This is a genomic window from Sedimenticola selenatireducens (genome assembly GCF_007625115.1).
GTDB classification, from domain to species: domain Bacteria; phylum Pseudomonadota; class Gammaproteobacteria; order Chromatiales; family Chromatiaceae; genus Sedimenticola; species Sedimenticola selenatireducens_A.
Map to the genome: position 1 here is coordinate 1 of NZ_VMNH01000024.1, position 20702 is coordinate 20702.

The window sequence follows — 20702 nt, forward strand, 5'->3', positions numbered from 1 at the left end:
GTGGCAGCACTTTCACTACCTGAAATGTTGATCTTGCGTAAAGTCATTAAGTGGCAGGCCTTGGCACTGTTCGCCGCCGTATTGGCAACCGCGTTTGTGTTGGTTGGCTGGGTCTTTAACCTGATTGCTTGAATTGTTTTGGAATACTAAACAACACCTGTGAGCAGGCGCTAACTGCAATAAATGACACTGGTCACATTGTTTTTTATAAAATCGGTAGGGTGGGCACGCCGTGTGTGCCCACGCGGAAATTATGGAGCATGCGCGTGGGCATAAAAAACGTGCCCACCCTACCTGGCTCGGAAGTCCGCGAAGCGACCATAACAGCCCCTTGGACCTACAATCGAAGATTACGTTTCGATATGAATCAAGACCACTGCTGACACGCAGCAGTTATACATGGATTGCTTATGGAGGGTGTCAGTAAATCTTACAATTTATTATCCCACAATATTTATAATGCTGAATAAGCTGATGTTATTACTTATGTATATATTTTCTGGCTTGGATTTTGCGTTCAAATTCCCCGGCAAATAAACAGTAGGATAACTATGTTTATGAGGAGAATAATACAGATGAAAATGGCGCGAAAACTAATATTTACTTTGATGTTCGTTTCTATATTCTTCACCGGAAACGCGCAAGCAGTCTACCTTAACAATTCAAATATCTCTGTGGCTTTGGGTTCTAGCATGACTGCAGAGCCGTTTTCCAACCGAACAACTGCCGCTTCATTAGCTAGTGTGATTGACGCACCTTCGGCAATCGCGAAAGAATATCACACCCAAACCACGCACGTTTGGGTCAGTGGTGGAAGTCTGGAGCTGGATTTCGATTTTGGTACCGAGTACGACCTGACAACTCTACACTTCTGGAACTATTGGGGTGAAGGTTATGACGTAGATAATATCGCGTTTACGTTCTTCGACGACGCAATGTTATTAGTCGGCACACTCGATGTTGTTAATCCATTCCTCGGCGGTTACCTGGAGACGGGCCCATTCAGTGACAGCACGCCATTAAGCGCACAGAATTATGTGCTCAATTTTCCTACAGAGGTTCAGTTTGTGAATGCTGTACTGACAGGCTCGAACGGAGAAGTTGACTTCAACAATATCGGTTTTACTGGGCAGCTGTCGATCTGTGCTACCAATCCCTCGCTTCCGCAGTGTGCGAGCCAAGTACCAGTGCCCGGCACGGCTTTGTTGCTTGCGGCTGGCTTGGCCGGTATCGGCTTTAGACGGCATCGCAGTAAGATCACTGCATAACAGGCACACAACAAAACCCCCGCTACGACTCCACTCCAGCGGGGTTTTTTCATGTACTTTGAATGTTTCTGTTGGCCGTGTAATTTCCTCACCAAAGTCCGCTTAATCACTGTACAGGCAAGATCCATCCATAAGCTGTCGTTAACAGCGACACTCGGATTGCCAATCAATGACACTAACCAACTGTTTTAAAATGATTCTGGAGGGTGCACAGTGGAGCTATTAGTCAGGCTCAGCCTGTCAAAGTGGCCGGTAACATATAATCGAAAATGGAATTCCGCTATCCTTATAGTATGCAATCATTTGAAGATCGACAGCTTGAACCACCCGAGGTGGAGGTGGTGATAGAGATCCCACGCTTCAGCTTCCTGAAACGCGGCAGCAGTGGACATGTCGATTTCATCTCGCCATTTCCCTGCCCGTTTAATTACGGTTGTGTTCCTAACTATGTCGGCGGGGAAGGTGATCTGCTGGATGCGGTCGTGCTGGGCCCCCGGCTGCCGCTCGGGACGCGGGTCAGGGTGCGTGCCTGGGGGGCAATCGGCTTGTCGGAGCGTTTTATGTATGACGACAAACTGATCTGTAGCGCCGAGCCGTTGCGGGACAAGCAGCGCCGCTCGGCGTTGCGTTTTTTTCACTTCTACGCCTTCTGTAAAGGCTGGCTCAATTTTTGGCGGGGTCGCCAAGGGCCCTCACGTTGTGAGGGTTGGGGTACGGCCAGTGATGCCATCGCTCGTGCCAAACCGATTGGTTCGGATTGGCGCGGCCCACGGATATCTTATTAAGACCGCGCAATCAATAATCAATAAGGTCAGTGTCATTGATTTCAAAGCTGAAAGAACAGGTGGCGTAGCCACCCTGTTGTTGACATGCTAATTATTTCCAACTATGTTTATGCGCATTATTAATGCGCATAAACTATGCTGGAACCCAACATGAAGCAACCTTTAATTGATGCCTCAGCTCAAAAAAAAGCCACTAACCTTAGTATAAACAAAGAGTTATTGGCGGAAGCCCGCAACCTGAACATTAACCTTTCTGCGACACTTGAGCAGGCGCTAATTGAAAAAGTGCGCCAAGAGAAGCGCAGACAATGGTTAGAGGACAATCGTGTAGCCATTGAGGCCTGTAATGAACTTGCGGAACAAAGTGGTCTCTTCTCTGACAAGCACCGGCTGTTCTAATGGATCAATTCGACTTGTATGTTAATCCTGATAAGGATACCAATAAGACTTATCCCTATTTCATTGATATTCAGAATGGACTACTCAACACACTGAATAGCAGAGTAGTCATTCCGCTAACACCCATTGGTAAATCTGACAAAGCTTATCCCGAAAATCTTTGCCCTGTGATCAAGATCAAGAATAAGAATTTTGCGCTCCTTACACACCAACTCACAAGTGTATCAGTCAGCTTTTTAAAACAGAAAGAATCATCACTCACCTCATATCGGGATAAAATTGTCGCTGCGGTAGACTTTCTGGTTACTGGAATTTAACGCCGGTCTTCATCCAGTAACGGGTACTCAGTTCGGCACCCGGATTGCCAATCAATGACACTGCCCCCATTGTTTTGGCACTGTGAGCGTTGGCTGATACAGATCGGTAGGGTGGGCACGCCGTGTGTGCCCACGCGATAATTATGGAGCATACCCGTGGGCACAAAAAACGTGCCCACCCTACCGGGCTATCTACATTCCAATCAAATCCAGTTCTTCGATTCTGATCGCCATTGCTTCCATTGATACCTTGAATTGCATAAACAATGGGATAACATGGCGAGTGTTATACCGCTCTGCTTTAGCTAATATCCTAGCCAACTCTCTCCGGGTGATATTTTTGTTGTTAAGCTTCAGTAAGCCTGATGGATCAAGCGCAAACGCAGTTTCATGATTCAAAGCAAATCTTTCGCACATAAATATCTGCTTGAAGCGAATCCGCAGAAGTTTCTCTGGCATTAAGAAAACTGAAGCGAACTTGTCGGCCTCGACTTCAATTTGCTCCCTCCGGCCTGCGCGTGAAACGGAACCATCAATGGCTCTATCGCGGTGCATCCGGATATCATTATGAAGAATAGCGTGTCCAAGCTCATGTGCTGCCGTGAAACGCAATGTTTCATAAGGGAGATGCCGCGATATACGGACACTTTTTTTACTCTGATCAATATAACCAGCTACTTTTGTACCAGTTCCGCGATCAGGAAAATATCCTAAAGAGTCGGATAATGCGTAATTAAAACCAATTGCTCCCAATGTTATTGAAGGATCAAGCAAATCCACCGGATCTGTTGGTACGCCATCAGGCCACATTTGTTGCCGTAAATTCCATATTTCTACTTGAATTTCATGGGCCAATTGCTCTATGCGGCTAACCGGATTCTTTCCGGGCAATTTAGCTATGGAGGAGAGTTTGGCTAGTGGTAGCCTTGGAAGGGTGCTTTCACCTAAATCAGCTGTATCGAATCCACCAGTGTCGTTTAGGAAAGCATAGGGATTGCCTAACTCTCTACGTCTAGCGGCAACTGATGTGATTTTAGGAGATCGTGAGTAGGTGCGAGGAGTTTGCGCTTTAGGTGAATGATCGAAGAAACCGGTATCGTTTAAGTGAGCGTATTGATTGCCGTAGCTTTTTCTGCTTGCGGAAATATTAATCGAATCGGGTGGAGAATAAGCTGATTGCCTCTTATGTGTTTTGGGTAATGCGTCGAAGCCACCAGTACCATTTATGTGGGCGTATTGATTTTGGTATTTTCTACGGCTTGACGAAATGAGCGCTTTGCCTGTTTCTGATTGATTTGAAATGGCATCGAACTCGCCTACGTCATTTAAATACGCGTAGGGGTTGCCCAATAATAGGCGGATCATCCGGATCTGATCTCGATATTTTGTGGACATCAGCAATTTTCCTAGCATTCGATAATATTTTGCGCCAACGTCTGTCTGATACTCGTTTGGCAAAAGTTCAAGGGGGCAGACTTGTTGATTTTAAGCTCATCTTTTCTGTTTTCAATTTATGCTAGCCAATTTTGTATCTTTAAATACCGTTACCCGCACTTACTATCACCACAGTTCAAACAGGTGAGACAACCATCCATCATGATCGCCGCCTTGGTGTTGCACTTTTTGCAAAGCTGGGCGCCTTCCGGAAAATCACAGTCGTGCTCTTTGTCCCGCAAGTTGATGGACTCTTCATATTGGGCGCGTTTTTCATCGATCAACTTCTGCTGATGTTCATCAGGACCATCTTCTTTCAATAGGCCGATCATCACCAGATGACAGTGAATGGCGTCACCGATTTCGGCCACCAGTGAAGGCATGTATTTGCCGCCTTTCTTGAAGTAACCACCACTGGGATCAAATACCGAGCGCAGCTCTTCTACCAGGAAGGTGACATCACCCCCTTTACGGAATACGGCCGAGATAATGCGGGTCAGTGCAACGATCCACTGGAAGTGATCCATGTTCTTGGAGTTGATGAACACTTCGTAGGGGCGGCGGACCTCATGCTCAGTACCATGATTCAGGATAATGTCATTAATGGTGACATACAGCGCATGCTCAGAGAGTGGCGTACTGATCTTATAGGTTGAGCCGAACAGCATTTCGGGTCGGGCGACCTTTTCATGCATGTGGATAATGTTGCTTTCTGCCGCTTTCTCTTCAACAGGAGCAGGTGCCTGCTCATCTTTTGCAACACTGTAGCTTACGATTTTACTGTCAATCTTGATTGCCATGATACTTAACCCTGCCAGTATTAACTGATCGGTTGATTCCTCTCTATCAGCATCGGGGCTGATAGGTTTGTTCTCTGTTATTACGGTTTAGAATTTACCGTAGTAACCCTCTTTCATCGCGTCGAACAGGTTGGCGGCCGAATGGATCTCGCCATCATATTCGATCTCATCATTACCCTTGGCCTCAATCACGGTGCCATCTTCCAAGGTAAATTTGTATGTGGTGTTGGCCAGGTCTTCCTCTTTAACCAGGACGCCCTGGAATGCCTCGGGATTGAAGCGGAAGGTGGTGCAACCCTTCAGACCCTGTTCATAGGCATAGAGATAGATGTCCTTGAACTCTTCGTAATCAAAGTCGGTCGGTACGTTGGCTGTTTTTGAGATGGATGAGTCGATCCATTTCTGTGCGGCCGCCTGTACATCGACATGCTGTTTTGGCGAGATCTGATCGGCACTGATGAAGTAGTCAGGTAGCTTTTGCTCTGCCTCATTGGAGTAGGGCATGGCCTCTTTATTTATCAGTTCACGATAGGCCAGCAGTTCAAAGCTGAATACATCGACCTTCTCTTTACTCTTTTTGCCTTCACGTATGACATTGCGGGCATAGTGATGGGCAAAGCTGGGCTCGATCCCGTTACTGGCGTTATTCGCTAGCGACAGTGAGATGGTGCCGGTCGGTGCAATAGAGCTGTGATGGGTGAAACGACAACCGTGTTCAGCGATCTGTTCGACTAACTCAGGACGTTCTGCTGCAATTTGTTGCATGTAACGGCTGTATTTGGCGTGCAAAATCTTGCCCTTGATCTTGTCGCCGATCTTCCAGTTATCGACTGCCATCTCGGGGCGCTGGGTCAGCATCTCGTTGGTGATGGTGAATTCCTGTTCCATGATCGGGGCAGGGCCCTTTTCACGCGCGAGTTCAAGACCCGTCTCCCAACCAACAAGAGCCAACTCTTTGGTTACTTTTTCGGTAAAGCGTAAAGAGGCGGCATCGCCGTATTTCATGCCCAGCATAGTCATGCAGGAACCGAGGCCAAGATAGCCCATGCCATGCCGACGCTTGTGCTCGATCTCTTTGCGCTGCTCTTCCAGTGGTAGTCCGTTGATATCAACCACGTTGTCCAGCATGCGGGTGAATATAGCCACTACTTTGCGGAACTCAGCCCAGTCAAAGCTGGCCTCTTTGTTAAAGGCGTTTCGTACAAACTTGGTCAGATTGACCGAACCCAAGAGACAAGCGCCATAGGGGGGGAGGGGCTGTTCGCCGCAATTGTGGGCGTGCAGACCGTTGGCGTCGAAGGTGTTGATACCGGGCACCTGAACATCATAGACGGCTTCAAAACCGGCGGATTCTACAGATTCGACCCGGGCAGTGAAACGCTCACGGTTCAGACTGCGCTGGTAGTTTTTCAGCAGATATTCGAGTTTCTCCTGCTTGTTGCTGTCAGCAAAACCGATTAGCTTGTTGTACTGGCTAAGATTCTCACCACTGATGACAAGTTCATGCTGTGCCTTGACGGCATACTCTTGTAAGCCTCCATTCCCATCGGGTAGTGATTTGGTTCCTTCAGGACGACGGGCACGGTAGATCGTTGAGGCGACGCCCAGCCGCAGCAACATGCGTTGTGCCGCTTCAAGTAGAGAAATACTGGATTGGGACAGGCGTATGCTCACTCCCTTCTTTTGGTTGCCCTGGACTGAGCCGTCAGCATCGAAGAGGCCGCGTAATAGTCCGCGGTGGAAACTGCTGGAGGTCTGCTCCATTCGGGGGGTGATTGCTTTATGGCCTGGGTATATACCCATCTTTTCAGCCAGTTTTTTTATGGCGCTGGTGGACAGTCGGAATTCATTTCTTCCCGGCACTTCCATCCAGCCACTGAAATCGGAACGGTGGGGCAGGGAGTGAGCAGCGGCAAGAGCCTCTTGCATCACAGCCTCTATTCCATGGTCTAAGTTGCCATTACAGCCGTTGGCCACGGCAGCTGCTTTCCAGACAGAGAGTACAGCTTTGTCTGACTTGAGTGTGCCATCACCAATCAGTAGGCCGAGCAGGTAGCCCTCCTCATGGCTCTGTTCTCCACTCCACTCACTGTTTGATCGGTGGTCGTTGAGTAGCACCCGGTCACCTGTAGCCAGCTCTCCAGCTTCACACCACTCAGTTTCGGTACGGTAACGCGTAAATTTGGTAACACGCCGTACCCGGTGGTCGGAAGTGAGGCGCAAGCTGTGTCCTTCTGTAGTTTTCAGGTGAACGACAGCTTTATCAGCAGTTTTGAAGAAACCTTCGCTTCCAGAGTTGTGGTCATTACCATCAACGCGGGCAGCAAATGGAGTGCCAATCAACTCATTTACCTGCCGTGGGCCGGCGCTGGTTTGAATCCAGGTATCCGCTGTAACGCAGGGATTGGTGGCACGCACATTTTCACAGAACCAGTTGTTGTTCATCTCATTGACTTTGTCGATCAGGATGAAACCAGGCTCGGCATAATCGTATGTGGAAGACATGATGACATCCCACAACCTTTGCGCCCGAATGGTTTTGTAAATCTTGCAGGCCACTTTGGTGCCGGTTTCGTCAACAATAAAGTTCTCTTTGTAGGGCCACTCGCGCCAGACGACTTGATCACTGTTACTCAGACTGATTCCGTCTTCCTGCACCTCTTTCTCTGTAACAGGGAAGGCCAGGTCCCATTGCGCGTCCTGTTTTACCGCTTCCATAAACTCTTCGGTAATTAACAGGGAGAGATTGAACTGGCGCAGTCGACCGTCTTCACGTTTGGCACGGATAAAATCCATCACATCGGGATGCCCGATATCAAAGGTGGCCATTTGTGCGCCACGACGGCCACCGGCAGAAGAGACGGTGAAACACATCTTGTCGTAGATATCCATGAAAGAGAGTGGCCCAGAGGTGTAGGCACCTGCGCCACTGACATAGGCGCCTTTGGGCCTAAGGGTGGAGAACTCGTAACCAATGCCGCAACCGGCCTTGAGGGTAAGGCCCGCCTCATGCACTTTGCCAAGAATCTCGTTCATCGAGTCAAAAATGGTGCCGGAAACCGTACAGTTGATCGTTGATGTGGCCGGTTTATGTTCCAGAGCACCGGCGTTGGAGGTGATTCGTCCGGCCGGGATGGCACCTCGACGCAGGGCCCAGAGAAAACGGCCTTCCCACTCCTCCTGCAGTTCCGGTGTGGTCTCAATTTCAGCGAGGGCTTTGGCAACACGCTGATAGGTGCCATCAATGTCTTTATCAACCGGCGTACCGTCTTTGGCCTTCAGGCGGTATTTAGTGTTCCAGATGTCGAGAGAGGCCGGTTGTAGGGCAATCTCAACGGCGGCATCGGGTACTGCTTTGAGGTGGGCGCTTTTCATGTCACACAAATCCTTCGGCTCTTATATTTATAGTGTTGTCGTCTCTGCATTGGTCCAGCCGCTAGATGCTGGCGCAGCTATACAGGGTACAACTTTCAAAGTTTCTAATTCAGTATGGTCTTTAACTTAAAAATAACGGGTGCCAGGGCTGGTTTCCGTTCAATATATTAAGCTCTATCCCTATATATTGTAGCTCGGCTTTCCATTGCTGGCTGAAAAACACTATATGTTGTGTTTTGATGGGCGAAGATTATGACTTGGATTGATCGCTGTCAAGCATCAGAAATGTTTATAAGAGAATAGTAATAAACAATGAAATCAATGACATAGTTTGTCATTATTTGAGTGAAGTCCCCATAAGTATCGGAAAAAAAAGGAAAATAATAAAAACACAAGATATTGTGTTTTTATTAGGAGCGGGTCACAACTGATAGCTATTTGCCGTGAACTGGCAACAATTTACCGCCCTAATGAACTGAGTCTACGATCGGGAGAAATACCTGCTCATACATGAAGCCTGTAGAGCAGGTATTCTGTTTACCGAAAAAGTTGATCGATCCCGGTTACTTGGCTTCCTCTTTTTTTTCGGGTGCAGGCGCTTGGGGGGCGGCAGGCAGATAAGGTACGCCATAGTAGGGCGCATAGCCGTATCCATACCCAGGATAACCGTATGCCGGGTAGCCATAGCCATAACCTGGATAGCCGCCGTAATAGGGATATCCTCCCCAAGGTCCACCACCCCAGGGGCCACCCCAACCATCGTTCCATGGACCCCAGCCCCAGAAAGCATCCGCAGTGAGTGGTGCCATAGCCGCAGAGGTGGCTATGAGTGCAGCAGTCAAAAATTTGTGAGTCTTATTCATGTCATCCCTCCGATCTAAGTTGATTTGTGACGCAATTTCGCACTAAATAGCTTAATAGTAGATGTACAAATTGATATTGATTCAGATCATATAATAAGAAAACAATAATAAGTTAATATATACACAGAATTCTTTTATAAGGGAAAACGATGCCTATTGATAGCAAGCGAACACTGGTTCTTGGGATCGGCAATACGATCATGACCGATGAAGGTGTGGGCATTCATGTCATTGAACATTTACAGAAGATCTATCCAGAGAAGGAGGACGTCTCTTTCGTCGATGGTGGGACGCTAAGTTTCTCGCTGGCGGGCTTCCTTGCTGAGCATGAACAGCTCATTGTGGTTGATGCAGCCAGAACAGGAGGGGCGCCTGGTAGCGTGGTCTGTTATGAGGGCAACGAAATGGATCGCTACCTGACCGGAAATCGCCAGAGTGTGCATGAGGTTGGTTTGACTGATTTATTGGATATTGCGCGTTTGAGTGATCACTATCCCGAGAATCGGGCGCTGATTGGTATTGAACCCGAGAGCATGGATTGGGGTGATGAGCCGACAGCCAGCGTTGCGCCAGCTATTCCCCAGGCGGCTGATATTGTCATTAAACTGATTGATCGATGGGGGATGCAAAAATAGTACGTATTGCCCAGTTTAAGTTTTGTGAAGTGTTTCGATTTCTCGCTGAGGAGCGATCTGATATCGGCCGAGACATTTCAGGTTAAGTCGTTGTAATTGAGTGACTAAATAGAAATTACCTAGAAAGCATAGGGAACATGACCTACGTCATCAACGTTTAACTCAATCAGCGGTAGTCTTGTGTCAAGGGTAAATAAGCATATGAGCGTATTTGATAATAAATCTTCTGAATCACCTTCCAGTTGTGGGCTGGCGGGGATGTCACACAATACGCTGCCACTCCTGAATGAAGTGAGTCATGCGCTAAAGCGCCTGGTTCGTACTGGGGAGTCAACAATAATAGATCTTCGCGCCATTCCCTTTGGACCCGGAGATGAAGCACGATTAATCAATTTACTGGGCAAAGGAGAGGTACAAGCCACGCTGGATACACTGGGAAAGACGACAGTGACGGAGACGCGCTTTGCAGGCGTCTGGCTGGTTGATCACTATAACAGTGAGGATGAGCGTATCGCTTTTCAGATAGAAATAATTGATATACCCGAACTGTTACGGGCACAAACTGAAGATATGTACGAAAGCCTCGACTTACTGGGTGAGGTGGTTGAAGTAGAGAAGCAGAAGTTGAATGGAGGATCACCGGCGATTCAGTAACGCCAGTGTGGATGTTTACCGGAAATAAGATCAATAAAAATCAACGAACAGATATCGAAGTACATTGGGAGGTAACATGGCTGAAAAAAACACCCTGGGCGAGAGCCTGAGACGTCACGGGGTATCGAGGCGCGGATTTCTGAAGTTCTGTACCGCTACAGCCTCACTCATGGCGCTACCGCCGACTATGGTCCCGGCAATTGCCGAGGCACTTGAAAAGGCGAAAAGACCTTCGGTCATCTGGCTCTCCTTTCAGGAGTGTACAGGCTGTACCGAATCCTTGACCCGAAGTCACTCTCCCTCCGTGGAAAGCCTGATTTTTGATCATATCTCCCTGGACTATCATCACACCTTGCAGGCAGCTGCAGGTGAAGCGGCTGAAGCGGCTCGCGAAGCTGCCATGCATGAAAACAAGGGGAAATATATCCTGGTTGTGGATGGTTCTATCCCATTAGGTGATCCCGGCTATTCAACCATTGCGGGCATCAGTAACCTTGAGATGCTGAAAGAGACTGCAAAGGATGCTGCCGCCATTGTTGCGGTAGGTACCTGTGCGGCCTTCGGTGGATTACCTCAGGCCAATCCTAATCCAACTGGTGCTGTCTCAGTATCCGACATCATAAAAGACAAGCCCATTATCAATGTCTCTGGCTGTCCGCCGATTCCTACCGTCATCACGGGCGTATTGGCTCACTTCCTGACCTTTGGCAGTATCCCCGACCTGGATCAATACAATCGTCCAAAGGTTTTCTATGGACAGAGTATCCATGATCGCTGTTATCGCCGTCCGTTCTATGACAAAGGTAAGTTCGCAGAAACCTTTGATGATGAAGGCGCAAAGGCAGGTTGGTGTCTCTACAAACTCGGTTGTAAAGGGCCGATGACCTACAACGCTTGTGCTACGGCCAAATGGAATCAGGGCACCAGTTGGCCAGTAGAGTCTGGTCACGGTTGTCTCGGTTGTTCCGAGCCGCGTTTCTGGGATGCAGGCGGCTTCTACAACGCACTCTCTGTCCCAATCAGTGATAACTCACAGACGGTAGCTTTTGCCGCTGCGGCCGGTCTGGCACTCGGTGCCGCTGCTGCTGGCCTCAACTATAAAAACAAAGATGAGGCAACCAAGGCACACGGAACCGTCACTATTGACGATCTGGAGAAATCATCATGAACGAACCGATGGACTTTCTCATCTGGACACGCAGTACGGCATTCGATGTGGCCGTTACGATCTTTGTGATCGGCGTGATATTACGACTGTTTGAAATTATCTCACTCGGTCGCAAACAAAATCTGGCAGAAGCGAAAGGGACCGAGTTCGGCCCCGGCATGAGAACTATATTCAGCCGGTCTGTACCCGATCTGGGCACCTTCAGAAGACAGCCACTGACCGTGGTAACAGGCTATATGTTCCACATCGGGTTATTCATTAGCCTGATTATGTTTGTGCCACATATTGAACTGTTCAGGGCTACCTTCGGTTTCGGCTGGCCAGGTCTGCCAACACCTATTGTGGATGCTGCCGCTGTGTTGGCCCTCATAGGATTGCTGGCCGGGCTCTGGCACCGGATCATGAATCCTGTGATGCAGAAGATCACAACCTTTGAGGATTGGCTGGTATGGACGTTGACATTCCTGCCCATTCTCACAGGCTATCTCGCCTACCATCGGATGGTGGATCCCTATCCATTGATTCTCGGGCTGCATGTGCTCAGTGTTGAGGCGCTCATGATTGCGTTTCCATTTACCAAACTGATGCACACGTTCACTGTATTTCTTTCACGCTGGTATAACGGCGCGATGAATGGCCGTCGGGGAGTTGAGTCATGAGTGAAGCCACACTTGAAAGAGGCATCAATGCCCTCAAAGAGCAGATCGATGCACCCGTCGCGGCCTTCTTCTCCAGTTGCGTCAGTTGCGGCATGTGTGCCGAGGCCTGCCTGTTTTATACCGAGACGGGTGATCCAAAATACACGCCCATCTATAAACTGGAACCCTTGCGTCGTGTCTGGGAGTCTGAGTACACACTGATTGGAAAGATTAAAAAGGCCCTGGGTCTGCATAAGCCCGTTACCGATGAGATGTTGGAAGAGTGGCAAGAACTGCTCTATGACAGTTGCACAATGTGCGCACGCTGTTCGATGATCTGTCCGGTCGGTAATGATATTGCCTATATGGTACGCAAGACGCGTGAAGGCATGGTGGCTTCGGGCAATGCGCCTGAAGGCGTCAAGGGTGCGTCCATGCGTGCGGTTACCATTGGTAGTCCCATGGGTGTCAAACTCAGTGCGCTGGAAGCCCAGATAAAACATATTGAAGCTGATACAGGTCTGAAGATCCCAATGGATGCCGAGGGTGCGGATTATCTGGTACTGCTCTCATCCATGGAGATCATGAACTTCCCAGAATACCTGGAAGGCTTGGCAAAGATCTTTAAACAAGCTGGCATCAGTTGGACACTTTGCTCAACGGCCTTTGAGGCCACCAACTCGGGTATCCAGATCGGTTCAACGGATATCGCACGCATTCTGGTGCAACGCATTGTCGATGGTGCAGAACGCCTGAAAGTCAAAAATGTTATCAGCCCAGAGTGCGGTCATGCCTATACCGCGATTCGTTGGGATGGTCCCAATCTGATTGGACGTCCGTTCACTTTCCGGGTGCTGCATATTCTTGAGTTGCTGGATGAGCTTCGTGCGGCCGGTAAGATCAAGACAAAGGATCTGGAAACTGACTGTTACACCTTCCATGACCCTTGTTCATTGGCCAGAAAAGGTGGTGTGATCGAGGGTCCACGCAGACTGATGAACATGGTCACCACTAACTTTGCCGAGATGAAAGATCACGGCAAGATGAACTGGTGCTGCGGTGGCGGTGGCGGTGTCTCCAGTAATGAAGATGCTGAAGAGCTACGCATCAAGGTATTCAAGAAAAAGAAAGATCAGATAGAAGAGACCGGCGCAGATGTGCTGGTGACGGCCTGTGCAAACTGCCGTCTGGTGATTGAAGAGGGGCTCGAAGAGTACAAGGTCGAGTTACCCGTCATCGGTCTGTCTGAGTTGATTGCTGATCATCTGGTTGTGGATGAAGCACAAGCCGAAGAGAAGGGTTAACGCCGGCTTCTCCCATACCATGATAAATGGGGTGGGGGAGACTGGTTCAGATATAACAAACGATTGCAGTAGCGCACACAGGCGCGAACATCCGTCCAATTGAAAACGGACGGTTATGGGAGAACAGAGTTATGAGCGAACGCATAGTCGTCGACCCGATCACTCGTATTGAGGGCCACCTGCGTATCGAAGCGCAAATGGATGGCAACAATATTGGTCAGGCCTACTCATCCGGCACCATGGTGCGGGGTATCGAAACCATCCTCAAGGGGCGCGATCCAAGAGATGCCTGGGCTTATGTACAACGCATTTGCGGTGTCTGTACATTGGTACATGGAATGGCATCGATACGAGCTGTAGAAGATGCTCTGAATTACGAGATTCCAAAGAATGCCCAACTGATTCGTAACTTGATGATTGGGGCACAATACATCCATGATCATGTGATGCACTTCTATCATCTGCATGCACTTGACTGGGTGGATGTGGTATCCGCATTGAGCGCCGATCCAAAAGCGACATCTGATTTGGCGCAATCACTGAGTAGCTGGTCAAAATCTTCGCCGGGTTATTTTTCAGACGTTAAGAAAAAACTGAAAGGCTTTGTCGATGGCGGCCAGTTGGGTATCTTCTCCAAGGCATACTGGGGACATCCGGCTTACAAACTGCCGCCTGAGGCCAATCTGATGGCAGTGGCGCATTATCTGGAAGCACTGACCTGGCAACGTGATGTGGCAAAACTCCACGCGATCTTCGGTGGCAAGAACCCTCATCCAAACTTTCTGGTCGGTGGTGTGGCATCGCCCATTGATCTGAACTCTGATTCAGCCATTAATGCCAAGAAGCTCTCCCAGGTACAGGACATCATCACCCAGATGCGAGCGTTTGTTGATCAAGTCTATCTGCCTGATACACTCGCAGTCGCTTCGTTCTATAAAGATTGGTTCAAGCGCGGTGAAGGGCTGGGTAACTTTATGTGTTATGGCGATCTGCCCTCAACAAGCATGAGTGATCCCTCCGGTTTCTTGTTCCCCGCGGGTGTCATATTGAATCGTGATCTCAGCACTATCCATGAAGTGGATGTGCATGATGCGTCGCAGATTCAGGAATACGTCAAACACTCCTGGTATGATTATGATGAGGGCAAGGATAAAGGACTCCATCCCTACGATGGTGAAACCAATCTGAATTACACCGGGCCGAAACCACCTTATAAACATCTCGATGTGGAACAAGCCTACTCCTGGCTCAAATCACCCCGTTGGAAAAACCACTCAATGGAAGTAGGGCCGCTTGCACGCGTCCTGTTGCTCTATGCAAAGGGACATGAGCCCACCAAAGAGTTGGCAGGTTTTGCATTAAAGAAACTCGATGTGCCGATTGAAGCGCTCTTCTCAACCCTGGGACGTACCGCTGCCAGAACACTGGAATCTAAAATCCTGGCGGATGGTATGCAAGGCTGGTATGACGATTTGATTGCCAATATCAAGGCGGGTGATAGCAAGACCTTCAACGATAAGCTGTGGGATCCCTCCACCTGGCCCAGTGAGTGTCAGGGAGCGGGCTACATGGAAGCGCCTCGTGGTGCATTGGGTCACTGGATTGTTATCAAAGACACCAAGATCAAAAACTATCAGGCCGTAGTGCCATCAACCTGGAATGCAGGCCCAAGAGACCCTGATGGTGTTCCCGGTGCCTATGAAGCCGCGCTTCAGGATAATCATCAACTGCATGATCCCAAGCAACCGATTGAGATTCTGCGTACCATTCACAGCTTTGATCCCTGTATTGCCTGCGCCGTACATCTCTCTGATGAAGATGGCGAAGAGATGGTACAGGTCAAAGTGACCTGATAATCGTTACACCGTCATACGCCTCTCTCCTATGCGGGGGAGGGGCGTATAACGTATGCAGTACACGCCAATGTACACTCACGTTTATTAATCCACATACAGCAGTACGTAATGAAAGAATCCAGCAGTATCGCCATCCAACGTGATGGTATCCAATCCAATATTTCCGCGCCTGCAACAAGTAGAAAAATTACCCATCACAAGTCGGAAATTGTTGTCCGTGCCATTATCTGGGGTTTTGTCGGCAGTATTTTCGGCGGACTTTATATCGGTTTTACCAGCATGCTGGAGCCCCTCGCGTTAGGACATCTTGTGATGATACCCGCTGCTGCATTTGCCGGTGCGGTGGGTGCAGCTTTTTATGGATCGTTCCAAGTAGCCATCATCGGTACACTGGCAGGAGCCGCTTCTGGAATTGGCTATATGGTTGCCGTTGAAAATCTGCACATGAATGAACTGGCTATGCTCTCACTCTTTGCCGGCATCGTTGCAGGATTTCTTTATGGCAATACGCATGATGCCGTAAGCGGTGCATTGATGAAGGCACTCACAGGACTGATAGCAGGTACCATTGCTGGCTGTATCCTCTGGGTCGTTACCAGCGCAGGGATTACCTTCAACAGTTTTCTGGCAGGTGCACTCTTAGTGCCAATTACAGGTACGTTTTACATCTATGGCATTTTTCAAATCATCAGCAAACTGGAATGTAAACTCCCGCTGCCACTCGTGGGTTCCGTTGTTGCCGGTGCGCTTTCACTGGTCATTGCCAGTAGCATCTGGACAGTACACGAAGCAGTACTAACCAGCTATCAAGTCATAGAGCCTTCCATCGGGCAGGTAGGATTCAAACAGATCATGGGTGCCATCTTGGGTGGAGCAATGGGTGGTCTGATTGCGGGTGGACTCTATGCCTGGGTGGGCCTGAAGTGGCTTGATCGTAATTAAGATGTCTACAATTAACGGATGATTTCCCAATCCGCAATCGGCCCTGGAACAAGCTGAAACAGTGGATGTGGTTGGGGTAAAGTCACTGAGGTGAATGTTTCAAGCCATGAAGGATCGCGAACAGCCAGCTTCGCGCATAAATGTTTCCACTCATACTCAACTTGTTACCCTTCGAACAGCAGATCGTGGTTAGGCGTCAGCTTGTTTCAGAACTGGCATCAACTTCAGGATGCATTTCCAGCGCCACGGGTGTGGTACGTACCATTGGAACAAATTCTGTTTGCTGGTCGAGTGGGGGGGCAGCGCGGCGAGTTACACGATACAGCCCATATAGAGCGAGCAGAGTAACGGTTGTTGCAGAGACTACTGACAACCCTACCGGACCAAATTTCTCCATGCAGACGCCAGCCAACAGTGGTCCTGTAAAAGCACCGATGCCATAGACCAAAAGCAGTGCACGCGTTGCTTCAAGCTCGTGACCGTGTTCGATCTGATCATAAGTATGCGCAACACTGATACCATAGAGAGAGAACATGAGCCCTCCATAGATGAAGGATGACAGGATGAGTCCTGGGTAATTCCTGATCACAATGAAAGCCGAAACTGATGCTACTATCGCTGTTACAAAGCTGATCAGTATAAGAATGCTTCGCCGATCAAAACGGTCAGAAAGATGTCCGATCGGCCACTGTAAAATGGCTCCTCCAAATATGGTGGCACTCATAATCAATGCAATTTGTGATTCATCCAACATCAGGCTTTGACCAAATACGGGAGTCATACCCCAGAAGGCACCATTCACTAGCCCGGCAGACAGGGCGCCAATTGTTCCAAGAGGGGCTGACTTCAACAGCCCCATAAAATCAGACGTCTTCTCAGGTGCGATGCTGGGTTCATGTACGCGTGTTATCGCAACCGGAATTAACCCCAGAGAGATCAATATAGCGGCAATCGCAAACAGGGTCAGTTCAGAGGTATCACCCGCCATCAATAAAAACTGGCCTGCTCCCAGTGCGATTAAAGTGCTCATCATGTAAAAGGAAAAAATACGACCGCGGGATGGTCCTGCCGCTTGTTCATTCAGCCAGCTCTCTACAACCATATACAGACCAACAACACATAGTCCGTTGAGTATGCGTAGAACAAACCATGCAGCGGGGTCGATCAATAGGCCAAAAGCAAGACTTGATACGGCACCCGCAGCGGCAAAAGCAGCGAATGAACGGATATGCCCTACATTCCGAATAATACGGGGTGATAGGAGCGTTCCTGCAATATAGCCTGCATAATAGCCGGCCATAATCAAACCGGTTTCTATATTATTGAAGGATTCAAGTGTTGCACGTACCCCTAACAATGTGCCCAGCAGACCGATGCCGATAAGCAGAATACTTAAACCCGATAATAGAATTAAGATTGTAGAGGTCATTTTCCGATGGCTACTTCGATATATATACTGTTTCAGACATTTGTAAAATGGAAACCTATTCTACTACATGGCATTGCAGTCGACCCTGTGGGTTGTCCCAAAATTAGTGTAGCATCGATGATGAGGGGGCTTTACTCCTTGTGAGTAATCAACAGGGGCATAGGTGAATTCACCACCGCGCCACTTTTTATTGACCGAGTGGTGATTGTAAGAGCATTTTTCTTGCTGCTTCGAAACTGTCGTTAAGAGTCCTCGAAAAGGCTACCTTACCCAATCGCTTTCTAACCCCGGCACGTCGGAGCTTTAGTATCAAGCGTGGTTGTAGATTATTTATTACCAGTCCAATATTTTTCTTTTGTAAATCATTTGCTATTGACTCCATAGCAACGATAGCACTCATATCCAGAAGAGTGACTTCCGACATATCAAGTATCACTACCCGTACATCCGGTCGAACTGAAGCAATTGTTCTGAGTGCTTTTTGGGCAGAACCAAAAAATAATGGCCCATTAATATCATAAACTACCGTACTATCAGGCATATCATAATCTGTATGATCGCCTTCAACCATAGATGTCTGGGTCAGGCTAATACTTCTTCTAATAAACAGCATGGCCGCTAATCCCATTCCCACGGCAACGGCGACTGTCATATCAAACAGGACAGTAAGCAGAAAACACAATACCAAGACAAATACATCATCTCTTGGCGCTATTTTGACCGTGCGAATAAAATGTTTGGCCTCGCTCATGTTCCAGGCAACCATCAACAGCAATGCTGCCATTGATGCCATCGGAATATAAGACAATAAAGGAGCAAGCAGTAAGATGCTGACTAATATGAACAAACCATGAACGACTGATGCTAGCGGAAGAGTTCCACCCGACTTGATATTCGCCGCTGTACGGGCGATTGCAGCAGTAGCAGGTATTCCACCAAATAGTGGGGCGATGATATTTCCGATTCCCTGGCCAATCAGTTCATCATTTGGACTATGTTTTTTACCAGACATACCGTCGGCAACAACAGCACATAACAATGATTCCAGAGAGCCTAGGATAGCAATCGTAATCGCTGACGGAAGAAGTTGTCTGACAAGTTCAAAACTTAAACCGATAGGCGCTCCGTCCGCGCCTGGCAAATGCCACGGCCAATCAAATGTTGGGAGGATGGGTGGAATCCCGTTTCCTGTTATCCCATTTATATCAAATGAAAAGCGACTACCGATAGTTGCAACAGAGAAACCGGGCATATAAAGGCTAAGCATCCAAGCTAAAAGAGTGCCAACAAGTAGCGCAACAAGATGACCAGGGATCTTTGAGCGGAATTTTGGCCAAACTAACAAAACCGTCATCGTTAAAACGCCAATTAGGGTTTCATTCCAATCGATAGAAGGTAATGAAAATAGAATGGCCGATAACTTGTCCAGATAATGGCCATCGACAGATTCAATGCTAAGACCTAGGAAATCTTTTATTTGGAAAGTGGCAATAACCACGCCAATTCCCGCGGTAAACCCAACGGTGACAGGATATGGCACTATTTCGATCAACCGCCCAAGCTTTCCGACACCCATCAAAACAAGAATAAAACCAGCCATAAGCCCGCTAACTAACAGACCACCTAAACCGAATTTCTGAACAATCGGCAAAAGAATGACCACAAATGCGGCTGTAGGCCCAGATATGTTGACCTTAGATCCACCTGTTATCGCAATAATAATGCCAGCGACTATTGCCGTATAAAGGCCATGTTGTGGTGGTACACCACTGGCTATAGCCAAAGCCATGGAGAGCGGAAGTGCGATAACACCAACGGTTAATCCGGCTAACACATTAGCCTGGATATCTTGATACGATGGTTTGCTTTGTAACGACCTTCTTAGTGCAGATAGCATTTTGGCTCGCTTGATTTTTGCTGTGCTGTAACGAGGCAGTAGAATAATCGAAAAATCAGAATACTTTCTAGCTTTCTGTTATGTCATGACGTTCCACCTCATTTTTTTAACTGATGATTTCATTCTAATCCCACAATAAAATAAAGGGCTTAAACACAATAGCCTTTGCGTTTTATGCCTCCTTCATATATATAATGATGCCCTTATGGAGACTGGAGGCCGTATGTCCGCACAACAGAAGTTTGATAGAGCCATTGAATTGTTTGACCAGGCGAATAGCGCTGATCCAAATCAAGTCACTGTTGATGGAGAGACATGGCCAAAGGAACTTATTTATTCTCATCGGATGTCTGAAATGTTGCAGCGTTTTGCACCTGATACAGACGATGCGATGAAACTGGCTATTCGTGGTCAGCATATTCAGCGTTGGATGTCTCCTCGTAAGGATTACCCAGAAGGTCGCCAAGGTTATTTTCAATGGCGGACTAACCTGTATAAATTTCACGCCGAGACAACTGGCAAATTGATGGCGGAAGCGGGATACGATGAAACGAGCATCGAAAGGGCGATGAAGGCGGTTGGTAAGAAGGCCTTAAAGATTAACCCCGACAGCCAGCTGCTTGAGGATATTGCTGATCTGGTCTTTATTGAGCATTACATGCTTGAGTTTGTGGAAAAGCATCCTGAGTATGACGAGGAGAAGTGGCTGGATATTGTTCGTAAGACCTGGAAGAAGATGTCAGCATCTGCTCAGCAGTTTGCACTCTCAGGCGCTGTAAAGTTACCGGAGCCACTTGTCCCTCTGATTCAAAAGGCTGTGGCGGCTGATTGACGCTTCTATTAGAAATCGACAAGTATCTTGTAAGCCACTGTTCCCTGCAAACGCTAATTAAAATTTTCCATCCTTGGATTATTTGATAATAGTTACAGCAGTTTAG

Annotated in this window: 18 protein-coding genes and 1 pseudogene; 13 read left to right on the top strand and 6 right to left on the bottom strand. The window is 48.2% G+C overall.

What is annotated here, in order from left to right; all coding sequences use genetic code 11:
- From FHP88_RS19410 to FHP88_RS16220, 5 genes and pseudogenes are all read left to right on the top strand, one after another.
- A pseudogene (locus tag FHP88_RS19410) lies at positions 1–132 on the top strand (permease); the annotation flags it as partial.
- A 443-nt stretch (positions 133–575) separates the two neighbouring features.
- Positions 576–1268 carry a PEP-CTERM sorting domain-containing protein gene (locus FHP88_RS16205; RefSeq protein WP_260843346.1) on the top strand — a complete coding sequence of 231 codons (693 nt, stop codon included), beginning with the start codon at positions 576–578 and terminating at the stop codon, positions 1266–1268.
- 293 nt (positions 1269–1561) lie between these two features.
- A complete protein-coding gene (locus FHP88_RS16210; protein WP_144360146.1) occupies positions 1562–2053 on the top strand; it encodes an inorganic diphosphatase in 492 nt (163 codons plus the stop codon).
- 150 nt (positions 2054–2203) lie between these two features.
- Positions 2204–2452, top strand: coding sequence for a type II toxin-antitoxin system CcdA family antitoxin (locus tag FHP88_RS16215; RefSeq protein WP_144360147.1), 249 nt, complete (start codon positions 2204–2206; stop codon positions 2450–2452).
- Positions 2452–2769: a CcdB family protein gene (locus FHP88_RS16220; RefSeq protein ID WP_144360148.1), complete on the top strand. Its 318-nt coding sequence runs from the start codon at positions 2452–2454 to the stop codon at positions 2767–2769. The genes FHP88_RS16215 and FHP88_RS16220 overlap by 1 nt, the downstream gene beginning before the upstream one ends.
- Positions 2770–2961: 192 nt before the next feature.
- Here FHP88_RS16220 and FHP88_RS16225 read toward each other — a convergent pair whose 3' ends face one another.
- From FHP88_RS16225 to FHP88_RS16240, 4 genes are all read right to left on the bottom strand, one after another.
- Positions 2962–4164 (bottom strand): ImmA/IrrE family metallo-endopeptidase, encoded by a 1203-nt coding sequence (locus tag FHP88_RS16225; RefSeq protein ID WP_186297764.1) that lies wholly within the window; start codon positions 4162–4164, stop codon positions 2962–2964.
- Between the two features lie 149 nt (positions 4165–4313).
- Positions 4314–5003: an NrdJb gene (locus FHP88_RS16230; RefSeq protein WP_144360150.1), complete on the bottom strand. Its 690-nt coding sequence runs from the start codon at positions 5001–5003 to the stop codon at positions 4314–4316.
- Positions 5004–5090: 87 nt separating this feature from the next.
- Positions 5091–8378, bottom strand: a complete 3288-nt coding sequence (locus FHP88_RS16235) for an LAGLIDADG family homing endonuclease (RefSeq protein WP_144360151.1) — start codon at positions 8376–8378, stop codon at positions 5091–5093.
- A 563-nt stretch (positions 8379–8941) separates the two neighbouring features.
- Positions 8942–9241 (bottom strand): hypothetical protein, encoded by a 300-nt coding sequence (locus FHP88_RS16240; RefSeq protein WP_144360152.1) that lies wholly within the window; start codon positions 9239–9241, stop codon positions 8942–8944.
- 149 nt (positions 9242–9390) lie between these two features.
- On the opposite strand from FHP88_RS16240, the gene FHP88_RS16245 reads away from it, so the two are divergent.
- The 7 genes from FHP88_RS16245 to FHP88_RS16275 all read left to right on the top strand — a co-directional run bounded on the left by FHP88_RS16245 (position 9391) and on the right by FHP88_RS16275 (position 16438).
- The gene (locus FHP88_RS16245; RefSeq protein ID WP_144360153.1) at positions 9391–9876 is read left to right on the top strand and encodes a HyaD/HybD family hydrogenase maturation endopeptidase; all 486 of its coding nucleotides are present in this window, start codon (positions 9391–9393) and stop codon (positions 9874–9876) included.
- Positions 9877–10077: 201 nt separating this feature from the next.
- The gene (locus tag FHP88_RS16250) at positions 10078–10530 is read left to right on the top strand and encodes a hydrogenase expression/formation protein (protein WP_260843347.1); all 453 of its coding nucleotides are present in this window, start codon (positions 10078–10080) and stop codon (positions 10528–10530) included.
- 76 nt (positions 10531–10606) lie between these two features.
- Positions 10607–11698 (top strand): hydrogenase small subunit, encoded by a 1092-nt coding sequence (locus FHP88_RS16255; protein WP_144360154.1) that lies wholly within the window; start codon positions 10607–10609, stop codon positions 11696–11698.
- On the top strand, positions 11695–12357 hold the full coding sequence (locus FHP88_RS16260) for a hypothetical protein (protein ID WP_144360155.1): 663 nt from the start codon (positions 11695–11697) through the stop codon (positions 12355–12357). The genes FHP88_RS16255 and FHP88_RS16260 overlap by 4 nt, the downstream gene beginning before the upstream one ends.
- Positions 12354–13640: a (Fe-S)-binding protein gene (locus FHP88_RS16265; protein ID WP_144360156.1), complete on the top strand. Its 1287-nt coding sequence runs from the start codon at positions 12354–12356 to the stop codon at positions 13638–13640. The genes FHP88_RS16260 and FHP88_RS16265 overlap by 4 nt, the downstream gene beginning before the upstream one ends.
- Before the next feature lie 131 nt (positions 13641–13771).
- Positions 13772–15493, top strand: coding sequence for a nickel-dependent hydrogenase large subunit (locus tag FHP88_RS16270; RefSeq protein ID WP_144360157.1), 1722 nt, complete (start codon positions 13772–13774; stop codon positions 15491–15493).
- A gap of 111 nt (positions 15494–15604) precedes the next feature.
- Entirely contained in the window at positions 15605–16438 is an 834-nt protein-coding gene (locus FHP88_RS16275; RefSeq protein WP_144360158.1) for a hypothetical protein, read from the top strand.
- 196 nt (positions 16439–16634) lie between these two features.
- Here FHP88_RS16275 and FHP88_RS16280 read toward each other — a convergent pair whose 3' ends face one another.
- Together FHP88_RS16280 and dauA are read right to left on the bottom strand one after the other, a co-directional pair.
- Positions 16635–17867 (bottom strand): MFS transporter, encoded by a 1233-nt coding sequence (locus FHP88_RS16280; RefSeq protein WP_144360159.1) that lies wholly within the window; start codon positions 17865–17867, stop codon positions 16635–16637.
- 187 nt (positions 17868–18054) lie between these two features.
- The gene (gene dauA / locus FHP88_RS16285) at positions 18055–19812 is read right to left on the bottom strand and encodes a C4-dicarboxylic acid transporter DauA (protein WP_335341571.1); all 1758 of its coding nucleotides are present in this window, start codon (positions 19810–19812) and stop codon (positions 18055–18057) included.
- 175 nt (positions 19813–19987) lie between these two features.
- On the opposite strand from dauA, the gene FHP88_RS16290 reads away from it, so the two are divergent.
- On the top strand, positions 19988–20596 hold the full coding sequence (locus FHP88_RS16290) for a DUF4202 domain-containing protein (RefSeq protein ID WP_144360161.1): 609 nt from the start codon (positions 19988–19990) through the stop codon (positions 20594–20596).
- Positions 20597–20702: the final 106 nt, after the last annotated feature.